This is a genomic window from Actinomadura graeca (assembly GCF_019175365.1).
Taxonomy (GTDB): Bacteria; Actinomycetota; Actinomycetes; order Streptosporangiales; family Streptosporangiaceae; genus Spirillospora; species Spirillospora graeca.
The window spans coordinates 8671335-8691406 of record NZ_CP059572.1; the positions used below are offsets into that span (position 1 = coordinate 8671335).

A 20072-nucleotide genomic window follows, 5' to 3' on the forward strand; every position below is an offset into this window, starting at 1 on the left:
TAGCTCTCTGTAAAGTTACCTCTTGACGTAACTGCGCCCCCGATGCACTTTTCTTACATGTGCCTCACGCGAACGGCCGACCCGCCGTAGGGGCGTGACATCAGAACACCGGGAGAAGCGCATGCAGGCCACGCACTTGGACCCGGTCAGCCGCGCTCGTGCGCGCCGCGGGCCGCCCGCCCCGCGAGGTGATCCCCGAAATGATCACTGCCACCACGCCCGCCCTCCGCCCGGCGCGCCGCCGCGCCGGGCGCGGTGCGTGGGTCCGGCCGCGTTGCGCTCTCGTGGTGGTTTACCCGGCGCCGAAAACGTCGCCGGCCGAACCGGAGGCCGACGCTTCGACGGTCCCCGGGCATGACGAACACGAGCAAGATCAATATTTGACGTCAGACCGTCCTGAAATGGAATGATCTTGCAGTTGCTGGCAAAACGATTCATCACATGTCGAGGAGGACAGCCGTGCTGGATGCGGTCGACGCCGTGCTCGTCCGCGAGCTCCAGCGGGATGGCAGGGCGACGTTCCAGGCGCTCGCCGACCGCGTCGGGCTTTCCCGCACGGCCGTGCGGGCACGGGTGCAGAACCTTCTCGAGACCGAGGTCGTCCGCGTCGTCGGCATCGTGCACGCCGCCGTCGTCGGCGCGGAGGCGATCGGGCACGTCTCGGTCACCGTGGACGGTTCGGCCCGGGAGGTCGCGGCGGCCGTCGCCGCGCATCCGGCCGTCAGCTTCACCGCGCTGACCGCGGGCCCGTACGACCTGGTCGCGCAGGTGCGCACCCGCGACGACCCGGCCCTCGCCGCCGAGGTGGACCACATCAGGTCCATCGAGGGCGTGCGGTCGGCGGAGGTGTTCCGTTCGGTCTCCACCGTGCGCGACACGCACGCGGTGGTTCGGGAGCTCGGCGAGGTCACCCTCGACGACATCGACTGGCGGCTCCTCCAGGAGTTGCAGCGGGACGGCCGCGCGCCCTACACCCGGCTCGCGCACATCATCGGGCTGTCGCAGGCGGCCACCCGGGCCCGGGTGGTCCGGCTGATGCGCACCGGCGTCATCCAGGTCACCGGTCTCGCCGATCCGCTGGCGCTCGGCGCCGCCGAGCTCGGCGGCTTCGGCCTGGTGGTGACGGGCGGGCTGCGCAAGGTCGCCGAGGAGGTGGCCGCGCAGGAAGGCGTCCGCTACCTGGCGACCGGCTTCGGCCGGTACGACATCGTCGGGCAGGCCGAGGCGGCGTCCCGCGCGGAGCTGGTCGCGGTGCTGGACGCCATCCGCGCCGTGCCCGGTGTGACGGTGCGGGAGTCCTGGCACCACCTCGACGTGGTGAAGGAGTCCTACGCCGTGGAACTCCCCGAAAGGCCCCTGCACGGAGCATGAGAGGGCATCCCGGCCACGGTGCACGCCGTGGCCGGGGCAGCGGTCCGACCCCGGCGGCCCGCCATGTCGTCCTGCCCTCCGGAGCGCCGATGGCACGAGGGCCCGCCTCGGCGTGCCCGGGGTCACGAGCGCCGGAGGGCGACCTCCTCCAGGTCCAGCTCGTGCAGGACGCGGTCCAGGACCTCGTCGTCGATGCGCCGCTCGTCCCGCATGCGGATGAACACCCGCCGCTCCGCCGCCAGCATCTCCCGCCGCAGCCGCCGGTACGTCGCCGTCGGCACCTCCTCGCCGGCCGGGCCCGTGCCGCCGCCGAGCCGCTCCCATGCCCGCAGCTGCCGGTGCTCGGCGAGCTGCCGCAGCCGGTCGACGACCGCCGCGTCCAGCTCCTCCTCGGCGGTCAGCTCCTCCAGCCGCTCCAGCGCGGCCCTGGCGGCGGCGTGCTGCGCGCCCGCCTCGGCGACGGTGTCGGCGTAGCGTTCCCGCGCGCTGCCGACGCCCAGCGCGCGGATCAGCGCCGGGAACGTCAGGCCCTGCACCAGCAGCGTCGCGAGGACGGTCGTGAACGTCAGGAACAGGATGAGGTCACGGCCGGGGAACGGCTCCCCGTCGGAGGTCACGAACGGGATCGCGAACGCCGCCGCCAGCGACACCACCCCGCGCATCCCCGCCCACGACACCACGACGCGCCCGCGCCACCCGACGTCCTCCTCCCGCTCCCGCACCCGCCGCGACAGCCGGCGCGGGATGGCGGACGCGGGGAACACCCACACGAACCGCGCGGCGACGGTCACCGCGAACACCGCGACCGCCCAGCCCGCGAGCTCCGCAGGGGCGTACCCGGACAGGCCGTCGATCACCGGTGGCAGCTGCAACCCGATCAGCAGGAACACCACCGTCTCCAGGACGAAGACCATGACCTTCCAGAACGAGTGCCCGATCAGCCGCGTCACCGCCGGCGACTCGGTGAACCGGTGGCCGAGGTACAGGCCGGCGACCACCACCGCTATCACCCCGGACGCGTGCACGGTCTCCGCGATGAGGTAGGCGGCGAACGGCGCCGCGAGCGCCACCCCGTTCTCCACGAGCGGGTCGTCCAGCCGGGTGCGCAGCCAGTGCAGCGGCGGGCCGATCAGCAGTCCCACCGCCGCCCCGGCGACGGCCGCGAACAGGAACCGCAGGACCCCGTCGGTGAGGGTGAACCCGGCGCCCGTCGCCGCGATGACCGCCACCCGGAACGCCGTGAGCGCCGTCGCGTCGTTGAACAGGCTCTCCCCGACCAGCACGGTCACCGTCCGGCGCGGCAGCCCGAGCCGCTGCGCGACGCTCACCGCCGCGACCGCGTCCGGCGGCGCCACGATCGCGCCGAGCGCGAACGCCGCCGGCAGCGGCAGCCCCGGCACCAGCGCCGACGCCGTGTACCCGACGGCGAACGTGGTGAACAGCACCAGTCCCACCGACAGCAGCGAGATCGACCGGACGTTCTCGCGCAGGTTGTAGAACGAGCTCTGCCACGCCGCGGAGAACAGCAGCGGCGGCAGGAACACGTACAGCACGAACTCGGGGTCCAGCTCGAACTCGGGGACGCCCGGGACGAACGAGAACAGCAGGCCGGCGATCACCAGGACCAGGGGCGCCGACAGCCCGAGCCGCCGGGCCGCGGCGGCGACCGCCAGGGCGCTGACCGGCACGGCGAGCAGCCAGAGGGCGTGCGTTGTCTCCACCCGCCCGATGATTCCAGCATCCGTGCCCCGCCGGTCACGGCGGGCGGGTCAGTGGTGCTCGCGGGCGGTCTCCTTGGCGAAGGCCAGGAAGTCGCGGGCGGCGGGCGGCAGCTGCCGGTGCGCGTGGACGATGCCGATCATCCGCGTGATCGGCGGCATGAACGAGCGGACGACCACGCCCTCGGTGTCGTCCAGCTGGTTGCGATACCACAGCAGCGAGCCCATCCCGGCGCGCACCCAGCCCAGCCAGGACCCGCGCTCGTCGGACTCGACCGCGGCCACGGGCGTCGCGCCGATCCGCCGGAGCATCCCGTCGATCTCGGCGCGGCGGGCGCTGCCCCGCGCGGGCAGCACGAGCCGCATGCCGTCCAGCGCCGCCGGCGGCACCGGCTCGCGCACCCTCAGCGCGGGCGGCGAGATCAGCACGACCTCGCGTTGCTCGAACGGGTGCGCCGCCATGTCGCCGGGCACCGGCAGGTCGGCGAGCGCCAGGTCGGCGCGGCCGGCGCGGACCGCCGCCGCGACCTGGTCGCGGTCCTCGCAGCGCACCACCCGGATCCGGACGGCGGGCTGGTCGCGGGCGAAGCGGGGGATGAGCCGGCCGGTCAGCTCGGGCTCCAGGGACGAGGTGGTGGCGATGCGCAGCTCCGCGCCCGGACGGCCGTTGGCGCGCGCGACCGACAGGCCCTCGATCGCGTCGACGGCCTCCAGCGCGACGCGCGCCTGCTGGACGACCTGCTCACCGACGGGGGTCAGCACGACACCGCGCCCCGAACGCGCGAACAGTTCGACGCCGAGTTCGCGCTCCAGCTCGCGGACGGCCCGCGACAACGCGGGCTGGGCGACATAGAGAGCCTGGGCCGCCGACGTCATCGTGCCGTGGTCGGCGGTCGCCACGACGTAGCGCAGCTGCCGCAGATTCATGTCCCGACCGTATGCCAAGGCGCCGATCCGGTCCTGGACATAGCCGGATTCGGACCCAAGATTCGCGCTCGGCCCGTTACTGGGCGTCCTTCCCCGCGGCGGGGACGGTCTCCGCTTCGGGTTGCAGCTGGGGTGCCCCGACACCGCACTGGCTCCTGCACTGCGGCTCGCGGTGCTCCCCGGAGGGGCCCCGCAGCGCGTCGTCACCGACGGTGAGGAAGCTCAGGACGGCCCCGGCGGCCAGCAGTGCCGCGCAGACCGTCATCGCCAGCCGGAACCCGTCGGAGAACGCGGCGGGATCGTTGTAGGCGTCGCCGGTGAGCCCGACGAGCGGCGGGATCGCGGCCACCGCCAGGAGCCCCGCGGCCCGCGCCACCGCGTTGTTGACCCCGCTGGCGACACCGGCGTGCCGCTCGTCGGCGGTGGCGAGGACGGTCGCGGTCAGCGGCGCGACCACCGCCGACAGCCCCAGCCCGAACACGATCACGGCGGGCAGCACGCCGGTGACGTAGGAGGTGCCCTCGCCGATCCGCCCGACGAGCAGCATCCCCGTGGCGGCGACGACCAGCCCGAGGGTCATCGGCAGCCGCGGCCCGATCTTCTGCGCGAGGGCGCCCGCCCGTGCCGACAGCAGCAGCATCAGCACCGTCACGGGCAGCAGCGCCGTCCCCGCCGCGACCGGCGAGAACCCCCCGACCACCTGGAGGTTGAGCACGAACAGGAAGAACAGCACGCCCATCCCGCCGTACACGACGAACGTGACGACGTTGACGGCGGAGAACTGCCGGGAGGCGAACACCTCCAGCGGCAGCATCGGACGTGGCGCCTCGCCGCGCGGCCGCCGGCCCGGCAGGTGACGGCCCCGCCCCCTGGCCCGCTCGACCAGCACGAACACCACGGCGGCCGCGACGCCCGCGGCGCCCGCCGCCACGATGACCGCCGGCGCGGCGCCACCGCCGGGGGCCTCGGTGAGCGCGTACGTCGTCCCGGCCAGGGCCAGCGCGGCCAGCGCCGCGCCCAGCACGTCGAAGCGGCCCCGGGCGCCGGGGTCGACGCTCTCGGGGACGTGCCGCACCGCCACCAGCACCACGACGGCCGCGAGCGGGACGTTCAGCAGGAACACCCACCGCCAGCCCGCCGCCTCCACCAGCCAGCCCCCGCGAACGGCCCGACCGCCCCCGCGACGCCGCCGAGGCCCGACCAGGCGCCGACGGCGCGGGGTCGGTCGTCGGAGACGAACGACGCCTGGATGATCGCCAGTGAGCCCGGCGTGAGCAGCGCCCCGCCGACGCCCTGCAGCGCCCGCGACACCACCAGCATCCCGACGTCCTGCGCCGCGCCGCACAGCACCGAGGCCACCGCGAACCACACCACGCCGATGAGGAAGATCCGGCGCCGCCCGTACCGGTCGCCCAGCGACCCGCCCAGCAGGATGAACCCGGCGAGGGTCAGCGTGTAGGCGTTCACCGTCCACTGCAGCCCGGCCATGTCGGCGCCCAGGTCGCGCGCCAGCTTCGGCAGCGCGACGTTCACCACGGTGGCGTCGAGCATGGCCACGCTCGACCCGAGCACCGTCGCCAGCAGGATCCAGCGCCCCGGTCCCGTGCCGAGCCGGACGTCCGGCATCAGACGATCAGTTCGTCCACGAAGCACCACCGCCAGTCCTCGCCCGGTTCGAACGACCGGACGATCGGGTGCCCCTCCTTCCCGAAGTGCCGGCTGGCGTGCCGCTGGGGCGAGGAGTCGCAGCAGCCCACGTGCCCGCAGCCCAGGCACAGCCGCAGGTGCACCCACCGGGTCCCCTCCGCCAGGCACTCCTCGCATCCCTGCGGGGTGTTCGGCGACGGGTCCTGCGCCGGGACGGACCGCACATGCTCACAGGTAGCCATGACAGCATCGTCGCACGCCGGGGACCCCGCGATCACGGACGCCCTGCGCGGGTCACCAGTGGTCGGGCGTGAACGGCTCGTCCTCGGGACGGGCGGACTCCGACAGCAGCCGCAGATCCGACTCGACCATCATCGTCACCAGGCCCTCGAAGGTCACCTCGGGCTCCCAGCCGAGCTGCTCGCGGGCCTTCTTCGGGTCGGCGCACAGCAGATCCACCTCGGCGGGGCGGGTGTACCGGGCGTCCAGGACGACGTGCTCCTCCCAGTCCAGGCCCGCCGTGCGGAACGCGAAGTCCACCAGCTCCCGCACCGACTGCGTCTTGCCCGTCCCGATGACGTAGTCCTCGGGCGCGTCCTGGGCCAGCATGAGCCGCATCGCGCGGGCGTAGTCCCCGGCGTACCCCCAGTCGCGGCGGGCGTCCATGTTCCCGAGCCGCAGCTCGCCCGCCAGGCCCAGCCGGATGCGCGCCGCGCCCAGCGACACCTTCCGGGTGACGAACTCCGCGCCGCGCCGCGGCGACTCGTGGTTGAACAGGATCCCGCTGACCGCGAACATCCCGTAGGACTCGCGGTAGTTCTGCGTGATGTAGTGCCCGTAGCTCTTGGCGACGCCGTACGGGCTGCGCGGGTGGAACGGCGTCTTCTCGTTCTGCGGCGTCTCCCGGACCATCCCGAACATCTCCGAGGAGGACGCCTGGTAGAAGCGGATCTGCCCGCCGCCGGGAGTGCGGGACGGGCTGATGCCCGACACCACCCGGATCGCCTCCAGGGTCCGCAGGACGCCCATGCCGGTCACCTCGGCGGTCAGCTCCGCCTGCTGCCATGACATGGGAACGTAGGAGATCGCGCCCAGGTTGTAGACCTCGTCCGGCTGCACCCGCTCCACGGCGGAGATCAGGCTGCCCTGGTCCAGCAGGTCCCCGGTGGTGATCTGGACGTCGCCGATGTGCTTGCGCAGCCGGGAGACGTGGGGATTCGCCTGCCCCCGCACCAGCCCCCACACCTCGTACCCCTGCTCCAGCAGATGCTCGGCCAGGTAGGAGCCGTCCTGCCCTGTGATGCCGGTGATGAGTGCTCGCCTGGACAGCGGATCCTCCATGGCCGAAGGGAACAGACGCCCGGCCGCCGCGGGGGAATTCCCGCGGCGAGCGTGGCTTATGAGGTTAGCGACCCCCTTGCGATGGTGACGAGGGAGGGCGACGTTTGAACCGAATTTGCTTCTGGTTCACGGCGGCGGCCCGTCCGCGCAGGTGCGGGGGCCCGTCGCGTGGCGCGGCGGGCCGCCGATGTGCCACGGTGTGGTCACCATGAGCCATCCACACCTGGCCCCGCTGCGGCTGAACGGGCGCGAGATCGGTCCGCGGGCGATCATGGCGGTGGTCAACCGCACGCCCGACTCCTTCTTCGACAAGGGGGCCACCTACGCCTTCGACGCGGCCCTCGCCGCCGCCGGGCGCGCCGTCGAGGACGGCGCGGACATCATCGACATCGGCGGCGTCAAGGCCGGGCCCGGCGAGGACGTCGGCGTCACCGAGGAGCTGCGCCGCGTGGTGGACCTGGTCGCCGCCGTCCGCGACCTGCACCCCGGGGTGGTGATCAGCGTCGACACCTGGCGGGCCGAGGTCGGCGAGGCCGTCGCGCGGGCGGGAGCGGACCTGCTGAACGACACCTGGGGCGGCCCGGACCCGCGGCTCGCCGAGGTCGCCGCCGGCCACGGGATCGGGCTGGTCTGCTCGCACGCCGGCGCGCTGGACCCGCGCACCCGCCCGCACCGGATCGGGTACGCCGACGTCATGGCCGAGGTGATCGGGCACGTCACCGCCGAGGCCGAGCGGGCCGTGGCCCTCGGCGTCCGCCGGGACGCGATCCTCATCGACCCCGCCCACGACTTCGGCAAGAACACCCGCCACTCGCTGGAGATCAGCCGCCGGCTCGGCGAGATGACCGCGACGGGATGGCCGGTGCTGGTCGCGGTGTCCAACAAGGACTTCATCGGCGAGACCCTCGGCCGTCCCGTGGACAAGCGCGGCGCCGGCACCCTGGCCGTCCTGGGCGTCTCCGCATGGCTGGGCGCCCGCGTCTTCCGCGTCCACGACGTCCCGGCCGCCCGCCGGGCCCTGGAAGCGGTCCAGACCCTGGCCCCAGGCCCCTGACCGCCCAAGGACCACAGGAGCTCGCCCGAGATGCCCCCGATGCGGCGACCTCAGCCGTCACGCGAGCGCGCTACCAGCCCGGCGGGGCGAAGCCGGAGGCGGGCCCCGGCGGGCTGATCGCGAAGCGATGACGCGCTCGCACAAGCACGGTCAAGCGGGCGAGCCGCCAGGCGAGCCCGCTTGGGCCGGGATTGAAATCAAGACGAGTGCGCCGCTTCGCGCTGGCGGGCGCGGTAGGCGGCCACGTGCATGCGGTTGCCGCAGGTGCGGCTGTCGCAGTAGCGGCGGCAGCGGTTGCGCGACAGGTCCACCAGCACGCGCGAGCAGTCCGGTGCCTCACAGGTGCGCAGCCGGTCGAGTTCTCCGGCGGCCACCACGTACGCCAGCGCCATGCCGCAGTCGGCGGCGAGGTGCTCGCCCATGGGCGCGCCGGGCGCGAAGAAGTGCACGTGCCAGTCGTAGCCGTCGTGGTCGGTCAGGTGCGGGGTGGCGCGGACGCCGCCGATCACCTCGTTGACCAGCCGGACCGCGGTCGGCACGTCGGTGGCGCGGAACACCGCGTGGAACCGGTCGCGCAGGGACCTGACCCGGGTCAGGTCGGCGTCGGAGAGCTCGTGCACGTCGCTGAAGGCGTTGCGCTCCACGAACGCGCGCAGGCCGGTCAGCCCGTCCAGCTCCTCCGCGCCGGCCGCCGCGGCACCGGTGTTGATCAGGTCGACGACGACGGCGAGCGCGTGCTCGGTGTCATGAGTGAAGATCACGATGACTCCAGTCTCGGGGGACCGGGGCCCCTGGCTCCGGGGGTGGGACCCCCAGACCCCCGGCGCGGTACGGAGGTCGTGCGCCCGGCGACGCCGCCGGGGCCGGAACGCGGCCCGGACTCAACCATATGACGGCCGGGCACCTCGTCCGCGCAGGGTCCGTGCCGCAGGCCCGCTGCGCTGCGCGCCGGGCGGATCCGGCACGGGCCCGCCCGGCGCACCGGGACCGTTCCACAACCCGCGCCGCGGTACGCGAGTACCCGCGCCCGATCGGGACATGATCACGCCGTGGGGGAGGATCGGCTCTTCATCGTCTTCCTGGTCGTCGCCGTGGTGGTGCTGCTGACCCGCGCCCTGGCCGGGCGGCTGCGCGTGCCCGACGCGATCCTGCTCGTCCTGCTCGGCATGGCGGCGGGGTTCGTGCCCGCGCTGCCCGAGGTCGTCGTCCCGCCTGACCTGGTGCTGTTCGGCTTCCTGCCGCCGCTGGTCTACCACGCCGCGTTCTTCACCGCGCCGCGGGAGGCCCGCGCCGACATCGTCCCCATCGTCACCCTGGCGTTCGGGCTCACCACCGTCACCACGGTCGCCGTCGCGGGGACGGTGCACGCCCTGCTGCCCGGGCTCGGCTGGGCCGCCGCGCTGGCGTTCGGCGCGGCGGTCTCGCCGACAGACCCGGTGGCCGCGACGTCGGTGATGCAGCGGCTCGGCGCCCCGCCCCGGATGGTGACGATCCTGGAGGGCGAGAGCCTCATCAACGACGGCGCGGCGCTGACCATATTCGGCCTCGCCGCCGAGGCCCTCGGCAGCGGCTTCACCCCCGCCGAGGGCGCCGGGCGGGTCGTGCAGGTGGTGGCCGGGGGAGTGGCGTACGGGCTGGTGCTCGGCATCGTGATCCGCCGTGTCCGGCGCTCCATCAGGGATCCGGTCAGCCAGATCATCGTCTCGCTCGTGACGCCGTACCTGGCGTTCATCCCGGCGGAGAACCTGGGCGCGTCCGGGGTGCTGGCGACCGTCGTCGCCGGGTTCTCCATCGGCACCCACGGGGAGGGCGTGCTGCAGCCCGCGTCCCGGCTGGTCGGCAACGCGTTCTGGCAGATCCTGACGTTCCTGCTGGAGTCGGCGCTGTTCGTCCTGCTCGGCCTGGAGATCCGGGAGGTGCTGCACGAGCCCGGCGGGCACACCTGGGGCGAGGTCGCGCTGACGACGCTCGCGGTGTCGGCGGTCGTCATCGGCGTCCGGCTGCTGTGGCAGCTCGGCAGCGGGCGCCTGGCGTCGGCGGTGCCCGGCGGGCGGCGCAGCCAGGAGGGGCTCGGCTGGCGGCAGCGCACGGTGATCGGCCTCGGCGGGATGCGCGGCGCGATCTCGCTGGCCATCGCGCTGTCGCTGCCCGCCGCGGTCGGCCCGGAGCGCGGCCTGCTCGTCCTGCTCACCGCGCTGGTGGTGCTGATCACCCTGATCGGGCAGGCGCCGCTGCTGCCGGTGCTGCTGCGCCGGCTCGGGCTGATCGAGTCCGAGCGGCGCCGGCGGGAGGCGATGATCGCGCGCAAGGCGGTGCTGCAGGCGGCGCTCGCGCGGCTGGACGAGATGGCCGAGGAGGACGAGGTGGACGAGCAGACCGCGGAGGCGTTCCGCCAGATGACGGAGGTCCGGCTGGACCGCCTCCGGTACTTCCTGGACCGGGAGGGCACCGGTGAGGGGGCGCGCCCGCCCAACACCCGGCACGTCCGCTCCGAGCTGGTCCGGGCGCAGCGCGCGAAACTGGACTCCCTCTACCGGAAGGGGCGGATCGGCGCCGAGACCCAGCGCGAGATCGGCCGGGAACTCGACTTCGAGGACCCGGTCGCGCTCAGGAAACCCCGGGCGTAGCGCCCGGGGAGCCTGCCGGCCGGTCCGGCGTCGCGTGGCCCCGTGCGGCCGCCGGGCGGGTCAGCGGGCGTAGTGGGGGTCGGCGACGACGGGGTAGAACGCGTCCGCGTGCTGGACGCGCATCGTCACGATCGTCCCCTCCAGCGCGTAGTCGGCCTTCACCTGGCGGAACATCGCGTCGCTCGCCCACGGGTTGTAGAGCCGGCCGACGGTGGCGCCGTAGCGCAGGTGGACGACGTCGTAGCCGCCGGAGGGCATCGCCTCCAGCGCCAGGCCGTCCGGGAGGGACAGCGCGAAGCGGAACTCCGAGGGAGCGTCAGGCCCGTGGATGACCGTGAGCAGCCGGACCCCGTTGTCGGTCGTCTGCGCGACGATGTCGGTGTCGAGGTCCACGCCCACGAACACCCGCAGGCTGGGCCGCAGCACCTGGGCGACCTTGTCGGACGCCGCGACGTCGATGCCGACGTGCAGGCGCTGCCCGTCCTTGGTCGGCACCCAGACCCCGTCGCGCGCGCGCTGGCCCCACGCGACATCCGGGTTCTCCAGTTCCTGAGGCTCGTTCTTGCCCCGTGCGACGAGAATCCTCGACGCCGCGTTCATGGCCGCGGCGGCCCCATCCCGTGCATGCCTCATGGCGGGCCCCCTCGCCTTCTTTCTTCACTCACGTGACATCACGCTTGTCTCGGGTTTACCACGGCATGGCCCGGCAGGGTGTCCCTTGTCCTGCGGTCGGTTGGCCCGTGACGTTCGCCCGGTGCGTCGTTGGACCTTACACCACCCTTATACGCGCCGGTCGGGCGGCTATGGAACGCGCCCAGACGCGGATGATAAGGGGGCGGCAATGAAGGACGCGGCCCGCACTATCCGCGACCTGAGCCTTCCATAGCGTGACCGGCCGTTTCTGCGTGACGTGGAAAATCCTTTGCGCGGGATCGCGGGGCCGCCCCATCCTTGACCATGTCGGGAACGACGGTTCGAAGGGGTGAGCCACCGGTTGGGCGGCTGGTCTCCAAAACCAGCGGAAAGTGGGTTCGACTCCCTCCGCCCCTGCTGTGAGTGATCGACGGGCTTGTGGTGTAACGGAAGCACACTTCCCTTGCAAGGAAGCGATCAGGGTTCGACTCCCTGCTGGTCCACGCGGCGGCCCCGGCCGCCGGCCGGGCGCTCCCGGCCTTTTCCGGGAGGGTTGGCCGAACGGTAAGGCAGCAGTTTCGAAAACTGACGTCGAGGTGAAACTCGAAGGGGTTCAACTCCCTTACCCTCCGCACACGCCGGAGCGCGGCCGAACGGCCGGCGGTGACATCCGGACGGAAAGGGCCGCCGCGGTGCGCCCGCGCCGCGGCGGCGCCTCCCGCCGCCCGGCCGTCAGGCCGGGACGGGCTCGCCGACGTCCGCCGTCTCGATCAGGTCCCCGAGGACCTCGGTCAGCCGGTCCAGGGCGCCCGCGATCCAGGGGAGCCCGGCCGGGGAGGGCGAGGCCAGGGCGGCCAGGCGCTGCTCGTCGTCCTCCCCGTAGAGCAGGCTCGGCGCCACCCGCATCCGCAGCGCCGCCGGGGCGTCCCCGAACGCGCTACCGGGCAGGACGCCCATTCCGTAACGTTCCAAAAGCAGGCCCGTCAGGTCGGAGGACGTACGGATGCCGTGGCCTTCCCGCAGGACGTCCCGCAGGGGCCCGAAGTCGGGGTAGAGGTAGAAGGCCGCTTCCGGCCGCGTGACCGACGCGCCGGCGGCGGCGAACCGGTCGGCGACGGCGCCCGTGACGGCGGCGTGCAGGCGGCGGCTGCGGTCGATGTGCTCGGCCAGCTCGGGCGGCTCCGCGAACGCGTAGGCGGCGGCGTGCTGCATCGGGGCGGGCGCGCTGGACCAGATCTCGCTGGCCACGCCCAGCACGCTGTCGCGCAGCTCGCGGCCGAACGGGCCGTCCGGCAGGCGGGCGACGCCGAGCCGCCAGCCCCCGGCCGCCAGGCTCTTGCTCAGCGCGGTCGTCACCACGGTCCGCTCGGGCGCGAAACCCGCGGGGCTCGGCACCGCGTGCCCGGGGTCGTGCACCAGGTCGCGGTAGATCTCGTCCGAGATGATCACCAGGTCCAGGTCCCGGGCGACCGCGCACAGCCGGCGGACGGTGTCCTCCGAGGCGATGGTCCCGGTGGGGTTGTCGGGCAGCGTGACGATCACGGTGCGGACGGTCCGTCCCCGCGCACGGGCCCGGACCACCGCGTCGGCGAGCAGGGCCGGGCTGGGCACCCCGCCCTCACCGGGCGGCGTGGCCACGCGCACCGCCTCGGCCCCCGCGAGGGAGGTCTGCGCGGCGTAGGAGACCCAGCTCGGCGCGGCCACCACCACGTCACCCCCGAGTGACATCAGCAGGGCGAACAGCAACGGCTTACTGCCGGGACCGGCGACCACCACGGACGGGTCGGTGGGCAGGGCCCGGCGGGTCCAGTACCCCGCCGCCGCGGCGCGCAGCGCGGCGGACCCGGCGACGGGCCCGTAGCCGCCGCGGCCGGCCGCCGCCTCCAGCTCGCGGGTCAGTGCGGGGTGGATGGGGATGCCCGCCTCGCCGAACCCGAGGGGGAGGACGGGCACCCCCTGCCTTTTCTTACGGGCGAGTGCTTCGTTCACGGCGAGCGTGGCGGAGAGGGGCACCGGGCGCGGTGCGAAGGACAGCGCCCGGACGGGCGTGGACTGGCTCTGGGCAGGCATCACGGCTCCAGCGGGAATAACAGGGCTGGCGGTTAGTGGGCACGGCGGCTAGTGGGCACGGCGGTCAGCGGGCATCGTGGTCAGCGGGTATGGCGGATAGAGGGCACGGCGGTTAGTGGGCACGGCGGATAGAGGGTGCGGCGAGAAGGATCGGGTCGGCTGCTGATGGATCCCCGTCTTCGACCCCGGCCGGGCGTCGCTTCATGCTTGCCCGCTTTTAGCATCATCACAAGCGAGTCTCATCGATGGTGACCGTAAGCTGAGCTGATGCTGGAGCTACGCCGCCTGCGGCTTCTCGCCGAGTTCGCCCGCCGCGGCAGCATCGCCGCGGCCGCCGCGGCCCTCGGGTACACGCCCTCGGCCGTCTCCCAGCAGCTGGCCGCGCTGGAGCGGGAGGCCCGCGTCCCCCTGCTGGACCGCACCGCGCGCAGCGCCGAGCTGACCGACGCCGGGCGCCGCCTCGCCGACCGCGCCGAGGAGATCCTCACCCTCGTCGAGACCGCCGAGGCGGAGCTGTCCGCGCAGGCCGACACCCCCATGGGCCGTGTGGTGGTCACCGCGTTCCCGACCGCCGCCGTCGCCTTCGCCCCCGCGCTGGCGCACAGCCTCGCCGACCATCCCGGGCTGACGTTCGTGCTGCGCCAGACCCGCCCTGACGACGGCGTGCGGCAGGTGCAGAACGGCGAGGTGGACATCGCCCTCATCGACGACTGGACGGGCAAGGTCCCCGATCAGTCGCCCGCCGTGCTGGAGTTCTTCCACCTGCGCCGCGACCCGCTCGTGCTGGTCGTCCCGTCCGCGCACCGGATGTCGGACCCTGAGCGGCCCGTCCGGCTGCACGAGCTGCGGGAGGAGCCGTGGATGGCGGCGCCGCCGGGGGAGCCCTCGCGGCAGGCGGTGGAGCGGCTGCTGGACACCGTCGGCGGCGCCCGTCCCGTCCCCTGGGAGTTCGAGGGGCTGCACACGATCCTCAGCCTGGTCGCGCGCGGCATCGGGATCACGGCCGTGCCCGCGCTGGCGCTCGCGGCCGGTGACCAGGGCGTCGCGGTGCGGCGCATCCCGGAGTGCACGCTGGCCCGCGAGGTGTACGCGGTCACGCGGAAGGCGAGCGTGCGCAGGCCGTCGGTCGCGGTCACGCTGCGGGCCATCTACGCCGCCGCCCGTGACGTCCGGCCGCCCCTCCCCGGGGGCTGAACGGGCATCGCCGATCTTCCGGACGAACAGGATGAATTGGATGAACCGGGCGGTGTGGGCGGTGTAAAAGGGGCAAACTGGTACGCAACGGGCGAGGCTGCGGTTCGGCCCCGACCGCATCCGGCCGGACCCCGGACCCGCACGGGCCCCCGTCCGAACTACCGGGCGAAAGGTGTGTTCCTCGCCAAAGCGGGTGGACACGCGCCGCGCATCACGTACGGTGGTGCGAATCGTCACCACCGCGTCCATGCACACCGATCGGGGAGCGCAGCGCTCGATGGAACGACCGGCGACCACGTCCGCGGAACCGCCCGAGGGGGCGGCGCCCGTGTCCGAGCCGCCCCCGGCCACGCCGGCCGGGGCGGGACACGAGGGTGGGCACCACTTCGAGCTCCCGCGTGTGAGGGCCCTGCTCATGCACGCCCTGCCCCGCTTCGTCGAGGGCGTCATCGCGCCCGTCGCGGTCTTCTACGCCGCCCTCGTCCTGCTCGGCCTGAACGGCGCGCTCGTCGCCGCCGTCGCCTGGGTGTACGGCGGGATCATCTACCGCTACGCGCGCAGGCGCCCCGTGCCGGGGATGCTGCTGCTGGCGGCCGTCGGCGTCACCGTCCGCGCGGCCCTGGCCGCCGCCACGCACAGCGCCGTCGTCTACTTCCTGCAGCCGACGCTCGGCACGCTCATCGTGGGCATCTCCTTCCTCGCCTCGGTGCCGCTCGGGCGCCCGCTGGCCAAGAAGCTGGCCAAGGACATGGCGCCCATCCCCGAGGCGTTCCTGCGGCACGAGCGGGTCCACCAGTTCTTCCTGCGCATCTCGCTGCTGTGGTCGATGGTCCTGTTCACCAACGTGGTCATCAGCCTCTGGATGCTGTTCAACGAGTCGATCGGCATGTACCTGTGGTTCCGCACCGGCATCGTCGCCGGGCTGGGCGCGGTCGGCGTCGGCGTCTCGGTGTGGGGCTTCAAGCGCTGCCTGCGGCACGTCAACGCCGAGCCCTCCAAGGCGTAGGCGGGCGTAGGCGGGCGTAGGCGGGCCGTCCGGACGATCCGGCGGAACCGGCCCGATCCATTCCGAACTTTCGCTCTGTCCGGGGCGTCTCCCCTAGTCAGATAGTTTTTCACCGCACGTGGTGAAAGCAGGGGACTTGGGGGGATCAGTGGGTGGCAAGGGGCGTTTCAGGCTGATCGTGACCGGCGGGGCGGGCGCGGTGACGCTGCTCGCGGCCGGCTGCGGGATCGGCGGCGAGGGCATGCTGGCCTCGGGGAAGTCGGCGGCCGTCGTGACCATCTCGCCCGCCAACGGGACCGCCCAGGTCAGGCCGGACGGGACGATCGAGGTCAAGGCGTCGGGCACCAAGCTGGAGAGCGTCACCGTCCAGGGCGTCCAGGGGGCCCCGATCACGGGCCGGATGGCGGGGAACCGCAAGTCCTGGCGCTCCGACCGGACGCTGACGCCCGGCACCTCCTACACCGTCACAGCGCGGTCGCGGGACGACGGCAAGACCAGCACCGTCACCAGCGCGTTCACCACGCTCAAGCCGGAGCGGACGCTCTCGATCGTCGACATCACGCCGAGCCTCGAGGGCGAGAAGGTCGGCGTCGGCATGCCGATCATGCTGCGGTTCGACCGGCCGGTGGCCGACAAGGCCGCCGTGGAGCGGGTGCTGCAGGTCACCCCGGACAAGCCGGTCGAGGGCGCCTGGAACTGGGTCGCCCCCGACCAGGTCACCTACCGGACGAAGACGTACTGGCAGCCGCACCAGACCGTGCGGTTCCAGGCCCGGCTGGCCGGGGTGAACGCGGGCGGCGGCGTCTACGGGGCCAAGGACGCCCAGCAGACCATCACGATCGGCGCCTCGCAGATCACGACCGGTGACATCGGCCGCCACAGCATGACGGTGCGCCGGGACGGCAAGAAGGTCCGCACCATCCCGTTCAGCGCGGGCAACGGTGAGACGCGCGAGTTCACCACCACCAGCGGCGTCCACCTCCTGATGGAGAAGGGCAATCCCGTCACGATGGTCTCCCCGGGCCGCCAGGAGGGCGACGCCGGGTACTACAAGACCGTCGTCAACCACGCGGTCCGCTTCTCCAACAGCGGCGAGTACGTCCACGCGGCGCCCTGGTCGGTCGGCTCGCAGGGCTCGGCGAACGTCAGCCACGGCTGCCTGAACGTCAGCCCGTCCGACGCCCTGTGGTACTACGACACCGCGCAGCGCGGCGACGTCATCGAGCTGACCGGCAGCAACCGCGAGGTCGAGCCTGACAACGGCTGGGGCCAGTGGCAGCTGTCCTTCGACAAGTGGAGGCAGGGCAGCGCCCTGACCTGAGAAGGGCCGTCCGGGGGCGGCGCGGGGGTGCGGTCGTGCAACGCTTTGATTTCGGACTCCTGCCAAAACCCCGGGTCGGGGCATGATCGTAGGCTTTTGTCGCTAATGTCTCCCTGGTAGATGGCCTGTTCGGGAGGTTGAGGTGCAGCGGAGGGTTTCCGCAGGGGTCCGGGCCGGCGCGGGAGTGGCGGGGGCCGTGCTGCTGCTCACGACCGCCTGCTCCGGGGGCGAGAAGGACGACGGGGTCACCGTCGGGGGCAAGGGCGATTCCGCCGCCCCCCAGGTGACGGTGAACCCCGGCAACGGCGACGGCAAGGCCCGTCCCGAGGCGGGCGTCGTCGTGACGGCCGCGGGCGGGACGCTGGAGCAGGTCAGCGTCACCCGCAAGGGCAAGCCGGTCGACGGCGCGATGTCGGCCGACAAGACGAGCTGGAAGTCCCGGACGCTGCGTCCGGGCACGCAGTACCAGGTGTCGGCCGTCGCGAAGAGCGCGAAGGGCAAGTCGACCACGGTGAGCTCCCGGTTCGTCACGCTGAAGGCGGCGAACGAGCTGGACGTCGCCGACGTCAGCCCGACCAAGGGGGAGACGGTCGGCGTCGGCATGCCGATCATCGTGACCTTCAACCGGGCCGTCGGCGACCGCAAGGCCGTCGAGCGGGCGCTGGAGGTGAAGTCGGCCAAGCCCGCCACCGGCGCGTGGTTCTGGGTGAGCGACACCCAGGTCATCTTCCGGACGAAGAACGGCGAGTACTGGCAGCCGAACCAGCCGGTGACCTTCACCGCGAAGCTGTCGGGCGTCAAGTCGGGCAAGAAGACCTACGGGGTCTCCGACTACACCCGCCGGTTCCGCATCGGTGACTCGCACATCATCACGGCCAGCACCAAGACCCACAAGCTGGTCGTCAAGAAGAACGGCAAGAAGGTCAAGGGCTGGGGCATCAGCGCCGGGCGCGGCGGCCGCGTCGTCAACGGCGTCGACACCTACCTCACCACCAGCGGCATCCACCTGACCATGGGCAAGGAGAATCCGGCGATCATGACGTCGGAGTGGATGGGCGTCAAGCCGGACGACAAGAAGAACGGCGGCTACAAGGAGGTCATCCCCCACGCGGTGCGGATCTCCAACAGCGGCGAGTACATCCACTCGATGGCCGCGACCGTGTGGGCGCAGGGCCGCCAGAACGTCAGCCACGGCTGCCTCAACTCCCCGCCCGCCGCCGCCCGGTGGTTCTACAACTGGTCCTACCGGGGCGACCCGGTGATCATCACCGGCAGCAAGCGCGGCCTGGACTGGAGCAACGGCTGGAGCTTCTACCAGATGCGCTGGAACAGGTGGGTCAAGGGCAGCGCCCTTGACCGCACCGTGACCACCGGGTGATGTTGCCGGTCACCTGATCCCGGGCACGAGACCCGGATGAGCCCGTTCAAGCGCGCCCGGCGGGGCATGCACCGCATCCTCCGCCGGGCCGCGCTGTGGGCCCTGCGCCCGCTCCGATGGCGCCGCGTGCCGCCGCCGCGCGGACGGCTGCGCGTCCGCGTGCTCCTCCAGCACGCCCACGGCACCGGCGGCACGGTCCGCACCGTGCTGAACCTGTGCGGCCACCTCGCCCGCGACCACGACGTCGAGATCGTCAGCGTCGTCCGCAAGCGCGAGCGGCCGTTCTTCCCCCTCCCGCCGGACGTCGGCGTCGTCTTCGCCGACGACCGCGTCTCGCCGCGCTCCGGCCCGGCCCGCGTCCTGGCGCGCCTCCCCAGCCTCCTCACCCCGGTGGACGAGGCGTCGTTCCGGGGCATGACCCTGTGGACGGACCTGCGGCTCCTGCGGACCCTGTGCGACACGCCCCCCGACGTCCTCATCGCGACCAGGCCGTCCCTCAACCTCCTCGCCGCCGAACTCGCCCCGGGCGGCGTCGTGACGGTCGGCCAGGACCACATGAGCCTGCCGGCCTACCGGCCCCGCCTCCGCCGCCAGATCGTCCGGCGGTACCGCCGCCTCACCGCGCTGGCGACCCTCACCGAGACCGCCCGCGCCGAATACGCGGCGGCGCTGCGGGACGCGCCCGTCCGGGTCGTCCGCATCCCGAACGCTTCGCCCGACCTGCCCGGCGGGCCCTCCCGCCGCGACGCCGCGGTCGTCCTCGCCGCCGGGCGGCTCGTCCACACCAAGGGCTTCGACCTGCTCATCCGGGCCTTCGAGCCGCTGGCCGCCGCCCACCCAGGCTGGACCCTGCGCATCTTCGGCTCCGGCTCCGGCGACGCCCGGCTGCGCGCCATGGTCGCCGAACGCGGGCTCACCGGCCGCGTCGACCTGCGCCCGGCCACGGCCCGCCTGGCGGCGGAGATGGAGGACGCGTCCGTGTTCGCCCTGCCGTCCCGCCGCGAGGGGCTGCCGATGGTCGTCATCGAGGCCATGGGCAAGGGCCTCCCGGTCGCCGCCTTCGACTGCCGCACCGGCCCGGCCGACCTCATCACCTCGGGACACGACGGGCTCCTCGTCCCGCCCGGGGACGTCACCGCGCTCACCGCCGCCCTCGGCGCGCTCATCGCCGACCCCGCCCTGCGCGACCGCCTCGGCGAGGAGGCCCGCCACACCGCGCGCGCCTACGACCTGCGCCACATCGGCCGCCGGTGGACGCGGCTGCTGGCCGAGCTGCGCCCGCACAATCCGATTGCGCCCGGACCCGCCCATCGCCCATGCTTGGAGCAGCCGACAGGAAGGGAGACCGACGCCATGGACCACCAGCGCGAACGCTCTCCCGAAGGCTCGTAGCCGCGGTCTGCCCGCGGCGGCCGCCTTCCCCTCGGAACGGCGGCCTTCTGCTCGTCCAGGCGCGTTCGTCCAGTGGCCAGGACACCACGTTCTCACCGTGGGAACACGAGTTCGATCCTCGTACGCGCTGCCCAGGCCGGGTCGACTAAAGGCAGGTCCCCTCATTTTCACTGAGGAAGGCGCGGGTTCGAATCCCGTCCCGGCTACGCAAGACCGCACTGCCGGCAGGCACGCGGGGCCGCCGGCGTGCCGACGGCGGCGGCCGCCGCATTCTTGGCCGGGTCTTTGCCGCGACGGTAGGGAATGGGCGGGCCGTCCCTTCGCCGCTGACCTCCGCTTCGCCGCGGGGGCGCCCGCTTTGCCCCCGCGTTCAGCGTGCCGTGCGCGCCCTTC

Annotated in this window: 17 protein-coding genes and 5 tRNA genes; 13 read left to right on the plus strand and 9 right to left on the minus strand. The window is 73.1% G+C overall.

Features of this window, described 5'->3' with window-relative positions; genetic code table 11:
• Positions 1-459: 459 nt before the first annotated feature.
• Positions 460-1371 (plus strand): Lrp/AsnC family transcriptional regulator, encoded by a 912-nt coding sequence (locus AGRA3207_RS38555; protein WP_231332298.1) that lies wholly within the window; start codon positions 460-462, stop codon positions 1369-1371.
• Positions 1372-1493: 122 nt separating this feature from the next.
• Here the strand turns inward: AGRA3207_RS38555 and AGRA3207_RS38560 are convergent, their stop codons facing one another.
• The 6 genes from AGRA3207_RS38560 to AGRA3207_RS38585 form a co-directional block, all read right to left on the minus strand.
• On the minus strand, positions 1494-3092 hold the full coding sequence (locus AGRA3207_RS38560) for a Na+/H+ antiporter (RefSeq protein WP_231332299.1): 1599 nt from the start codon (positions 3090-3092) through the stop codon (positions 1494-1496).
• Positions 3093-3140: 48 nt separating this feature from the next.
• On the minus strand, positions 3141-4016 hold the full coding sequence (locus AGRA3207_RS38565; protein ID WP_231332300.1) for a LysR family transcriptional regulator: 876 nt from the start codon (positions 4014-4016) through the stop codon (positions 3141-3143).
• A 76-nt stretch (positions 4017-4092) separates the two neighbouring features.
• Positions 4093-5163 carry an MFS transporter gene (locus AGRA3207_RS38570; protein WP_231332301.1) on the minus strand — a complete coding sequence of 357 codons (1071 nt, stop codon included), beginning with the start codon at positions 5161-5163 and terminating at the stop codon, positions 4093-4095.
• Positions 5127-5642 carry an MFS transporter gene (locus tag AGRA3207_RS38575; RefSeq protein WP_231332302.1) on the minus strand — a complete coding sequence of 172 codons (516 nt, stop codon included), beginning with the start codon at positions 5640-5642 and terminating at the stop codon, positions 5127-5129. Before AGRA3207_RS38575 ends, AGRA3207_RS38570 begins: the two co-directional genes overlap by 37 nt.
• Complete coding sequence (locus AGRA3207_RS38580) at positions 5642-5905, minus strand: ubiquitin carboxyl-terminal hydrolase 14 (RefSeq protein ID WP_231332303.1); 264 nt, start codon at positions 5903-5905, stop codon at positions 5642-5644. The genes AGRA3207_RS38575 and AGRA3207_RS38580 overlap by 1 nt, the downstream gene beginning before the upstream one ends.
• A 52-nt stretch (positions 5906-5957) precedes the next feature.
• Positions 5958-6992 carry a GDP-mannose 4,6-dehydratase gene (locus AGRA3207_RS38585; protein ID WP_237698292.1) on the minus strand — a complete coding sequence of 345 codons (1035 nt, stop codon included), beginning with the start codon at positions 6990-6992 and terminating at the stop codon, positions 5958-5960.
• 220 nt (positions 6993-7212) lie between these two features.
• Between AGRA3207_RS38585 and folP the strand changes: the two genes are divergently transcribed.
• Positions 7213-8058: a dihydropteroate synthase gene (gene folP / locus AGRA3207_RS38590; RefSeq protein WP_231332305.1), complete on the plus strand. Its 846-nt coding sequence runs from the start codon at positions 7213-7215 to the stop codon at positions 8056-8058.
• Positions 8059-8255: 197 nt separating this feature from the next.
• Here folP and AGRA3207_RS38595 read toward each other — a convergent pair whose 3' ends face one another.
• Positions 8256-8819: a CGNR zinc finger domain-containing protein gene (locus AGRA3207_RS38595; protein WP_231332306.1), complete on the minus strand. Its 564-nt coding sequence runs from the start codon at positions 8817-8819 to the stop codon at positions 8256-8258.
• Between the two features lie 288 nt (positions 8820-9107).
• Here AGRA3207_RS38595 and AGRA3207_RS38600 point away from each other — a divergent pair, with 288 nt between their 5' ends.
• Positions 9108-10685, plus strand: coding sequence for a Na+/H+ antiporter (locus tag AGRA3207_RS38600; protein ID WP_231332307.1), 1578 nt, complete (start codon positions 9108-9110; stop codon positions 10683-10685).
• 60 nt (positions 10686-10745) lie between these two features.
• Here AGRA3207_RS38600 and AGRA3207_RS38605 read toward each other — a convergent pair whose 3' ends face one another.
• Complete coding sequence (locus tag AGRA3207_RS38605) at positions 10746-11318, minus strand: hypothetical protein (RefSeq protein WP_231332308.1); 573 nt, start codon at positions 11316-11318, stop codon at positions 10746-10748.
• Between the two features lie 345 nt (positions 11319-11663).
• On the opposite strand from AGRA3207_RS38605, the gene AGRA3207_RS38610 reads away from it, so the two are divergent.
• The 3 genes from AGRA3207_RS38610 (at position 11664) to AGRA3207_RS38620 (ending at position 11950) form a co-directional block, all read left to right on the plus strand.
• A tRNA-Trp gene (locus AGRA3207_RS38610) sits at positions 11664-11735 on the plus strand.
• 15 nt (positions 11736-11750) lie between these two features.
• Positions 11751-11821 (plus strand) — tRNA-Ala (locus AGRA3207_RS38615).
• A gap of 44 nt (positions 11822-11865) precedes the next feature.
• Positions 11866-11950: transfer RNA gene (locus AGRA3207_RS38620), tRNA-Ser, on the plus strand.
• Between the two features lie 100 nt (positions 11951-12050).
• Here the strand turns inward: AGRA3207_RS38620 and AGRA3207_RS38625 are convergent.
• Positions 12051-13388 (minus strand): pyridoxal phosphate-dependent aminotransferase, encoded by a 1338-nt coding sequence (locus AGRA3207_RS38625; RefSeq protein WP_231332309.1) that lies wholly within the window; start codon positions 13386-13388, stop codon positions 12051-12053.
• Between the two features lie 267 nt (positions 13389-13655).
• On the opposite strand from AGRA3207_RS38625, the gene AGRA3207_RS38630 reads away from it, so the two are divergent.
• From AGRA3207_RS38630 to AGRA3207_RS38660, 7 genes are all read left to right on the plus strand, one after another.
• Positions 13656-14582: a LysR family transcriptional regulator gene (locus tag AGRA3207_RS38630; RefSeq protein ID WP_231332310.1), complete on the plus strand. Its 927-nt coding sequence runs from the start codon at positions 13656-13658 to the stop codon at positions 14580-14582.
• A 277-nt stretch (positions 14583-14859) separates the two neighbouring features.
• Positions 14860-15588: a DUF3159 domain-containing protein gene (locus AGRA3207_RS38635; RefSeq protein ID WP_231332311.1), complete on the plus strand. Its 729-nt coding sequence runs from the start codon at positions 14860-14862 to the stop codon at positions 15586-15588.
• 136 nt (positions 15589-15724) lie between these two features.
• A complete protein-coding gene (locus AGRA3207_RS38640) occupies positions 15725-16909 on the plus strand; it encodes a L,D-transpeptidase (RefSeq protein ID WP_231332312.1) in 1185 nt (394 codons plus the stop codon).
• A gap of 142 nt (positions 16910-17051) precedes the next feature.
• Positions 17052-18287, plus strand: a complete 1236-nt coding sequence (locus AGRA3207_RS38645) for a L,D-transpeptidase (protein ID WP_231332313.1) — start codon at positions 17052-17054, stop codon at positions 18285-18287.
• 36 nt (positions 18288-18323) lie between these two features.
• A complete protein-coding gene (locus AGRA3207_RS38650) occupies positions 18324-19679 on the plus strand; it encodes a glycosyltransferase family 4 protein (protein ID WP_231332314.1) in 1356 nt (451 codons plus the stop codon).
• A 58-nt stretch (positions 19680-19737) separates the two neighbouring features.
• Positions 19738-19809: transfer RNA gene (locus AGRA3207_RS38655), tRNA-Glu, on the plus strand.
• A gap of 4 nt (positions 19810-19813) precedes the next feature.
• Positions 19814-19885, plus strand: a tRNA-Glu gene (locus AGRA3207_RS38660).
• The last annotated feature ends 187 nt before the right edge of the window (positions 19886-20072 follow it).